This is a genomic window from Mangrovicoccus sp. HB161399, from assembly GCF_013184745.1.
GTDB lineage: Bacteria > Pseudomonadota > Alphaproteobacteria > Rhodobacterales > Rhodobacteraceae > Mangrovicoccus.
In genome coordinates this window covers 1-2,890 of sequence record NZ_JAATVU010000183.1, presented here as the reverse complement: position 1 = coordinate 2,890, position 2,890 = coordinate 1, and the positions used below count along the sequence as shown (strand labels likewise).

Annotated in this window: 1 protein-coding gene; it reads right to left on the bottom strand. The window is 68.0% G+C overall.

Features of this window, described 5'->3' with window-relative positions; genetic code table 11:
• Window positions 1–2,890, bottom strand: a 2,890-nt coding sequence (locus HCC78_RS31970) for a hypothetical protein (RefSeq protein WP_172332734.1), incomplete at both ends; no start/stop codon positions are given.

Below are 2,890 nucleotides of genomic sequence, written 5' to 3'. Positions count from 1 at the left end.
ACCGAGGATCCCGCGGTCTGCCGTCCAGACGGTGCTGCCGATCTGGCGGACAAGCTGCACGCTTTCGGCGCGCGACAGAACCAGGGAAGACAGCCCGGTCAGTCCGTCCGCGGAAATCGTCCCGCCAGCCGGTGCCTGGATGGTGACGGTGTTCGTGTCGCTGGTTCCGACCGCGAAGACGACGAAGATCCAGGCGCCGCCGCTGTCAGTCCGCTCGGCCCCGTTGGCAGGCAGCGTCACCACCTTGTTGCCGGTATCGTTGACCACCCAATGGTTGCCGCCGCAGTGCTCGGTGGTGAAGGTGGGGTTCGCGTGCCACAGGCTCACGTAGGGAACATCCGCTGCCTTTGCCGCCCCAGCAAGATAGGTGGAATGCTCGGCAAGGGAGCGGGACCAGCTATCACCGGTCGCCATGGTGTTTGCGATGAAATCCGCCCGCTCCAGCTGGTCCCTCGGGCTTGCCGGAATGATCGGGTAGCGGTGAACCATGTCGGCGTGCTGCCATTCGCCGAAATACTGGTAGTCCGTCGCGTGGTTCAGACGGTACATCAGCGTCCCGCCCCAGTAGGACACGGTGTCTGCGGTCAAGCCGTAGAACTCGTTCCCCTCGATCAGCCAGTTGGTGCCGTATTCGATGCAGCCAAAGACACCGGCGGTCAGGTCGTGGAACGTGCAGCCGACCACCTCGACATTGAGACCGCCGCAGATCAGGCCCGCCTGGAAGTTGGCGGACAGATAGCCGTCAGCCGGGGCAAGGGTCGTGCCGCGGAAGATGCAGTCCTCGAAGCGCCAGACGCCCGTGGATGCTACCGCGCCCGGGAAGTCGGCGGAGTAGAGGATGGTGGACAACGGACGGTAATAGCTGGAGCCGGTCCGGTCCTGCATCACGGCTGCGTTCATGAACTCGATGTCGCGCCAGGTGATCGAGTCCGGAGCGGCGACATGGGTTCCGGCAGGCATGGAATACTTGAACAGGCGCGGCTTGTTCGCCGTGTCGATGCCGCGGATGATGATGTCGCCCGGCACGTTCCAGAGATTGTAGAAGCTGGCCGAGCCGTTGTCGTAGTCGCCCGGGCGAACCCAGATCGTGCCGCCGGAGGACGGCAGGCCCCGATACGCGGCATCGCCGATCAGGAACCCGCGCAGCTCTGCCTGGCTCGACACGGTTTGGGTGCCTGCCGTGACGCTGACGGTGGTGCTGCCGATCACGGTGTTGCCGGTGGCCAGCGGCGAGGTGTTGCCCGACACGCGGCCCGACGCCACGGTGAACTGGCCATAGGTGCCGTCCGCCTCGGCGATGGGAGCCGAGCCCTGACCGATCGGCGTAAGCGAACCGAAGGTGATGGCCGCCGCAGTGCCGACGGTCGGGGTGGCGGTCTTGGCAGCCGACCATGCGCTCACGCCCTCGGCGTTCACCGTGCGGACCTGAACGGAAGCCTCGGCACCGGCCAGAACCGTGATCAGATAGCTGCCGGTCGTGACTGCCGGAAGATCGGTCGCAGCGCCCGTACCGATCCGATACTGGATCGAGGTCAGAGCAGAGTTGCCGTCATCCGGGACGGTGCTGACGGTGAGCCAGAGCTTGTCGCCGCCGGTGCTAGGGCTGTCTTCCAGCGCCCAATCAGTATCGGCAAAGGCGCTCGGCGCCGTCGCCTGCACGGTCGGCGTGACGGTCTTGGTATCGCCCCAGGCGCCAGCGCCCACGGCATTGACCGCGCGCAGCTGAACGTCGGCTGCAGTCTCGGCCGGAACCGTGATCTGGTAGGTGCCCGTGGTGGAGCCTGAAAGGGCCACGGCAGCGTCGGTGCCGACCCGATACTCCAGAGAGGTGATCACGGAAGTTCCCGGGGAGGGCAGCGTGCTGATGGTGACCGTGAGGGCATCCCCGCCCGCGGACGGGCTGTCCGCCAGCGTCCACATGCCCGCGGTGAAGGCGGCGGGGGCTGACTGCAACGCGGTCGGCGTGGCGATCTTGGTATCGCCCCAGGCGCCAGCGCCCACGGCGTTGATCGCGCGCAGCTGGATGCTTGCCGCAGCACCGGCCGGAACGGTGATCTGGTAGCTGCCCGTGGTCGAGCCGGAGAGCGTGACAGCCGCGCCGGTCCCGATCCTGTACTCCAGCGCGGTGATCGGGTCGCTGCCCTCGTCGGGCAGCGCGGAGATGGTGACCGTGAGGGTGTCGCCGCCCGCGCTCGGGCTGTCGGCCAGGCTCCACTGGCCAGCGGTGAAGGCAGCGGGAACGGCAGGCGCCACGGTGGGGGTTGCCGCCTTGACATCGCCCCAGGCGCCTGCGCCGACGGCATTGACCGCGCGCAGCTGGATGCTTGCCGCGGTCTCTGCGGGAACCGTGATCTGGTAGGTGCCCGTGGTCGAGCCGGAGAGCGCGACAGCCGCGCCGCTGCCGACACGGTACTCAAGCGCCGTGATCGGATCGCTGCCCGCATCGGGGATAGCCGACACCGTGACCGTCAGGCGGTCGCCGCCAGCGGACGGGCTGTCCGCCAGCGTCCACATGCCCGCGGTGAAGGCAGCAGGCACAGCCTGGGATTCCGTCGGGACGGCGGTCTTATCGATGGACCATGCCCCTGCCCCGATGGAATTGACCGCGCGGATCTGCACGACCGCATCCTGCAGCGCGGGCACGCGGATCGTGCGGACGCCGGTGCCGATGCCGGACAGCACCTGCGCCGCGCCGCCGCCCACCCGGAACTCGAGCGAGGAAATAGCGTCTCCGCCGTCCTCGGGCAGATAGAGGATTTCCAGCAGAAGCTCGTCGCCGCTCTCGGACTCGGCGCCCGCCAGCGTCCAGTCGGCCGTGCCGAAGGCCTCTGGCACGGTCGGCGGCAGCACACCGTCACCGGCCAGCGCCGCCAGGATCTCGTCCTTGAGC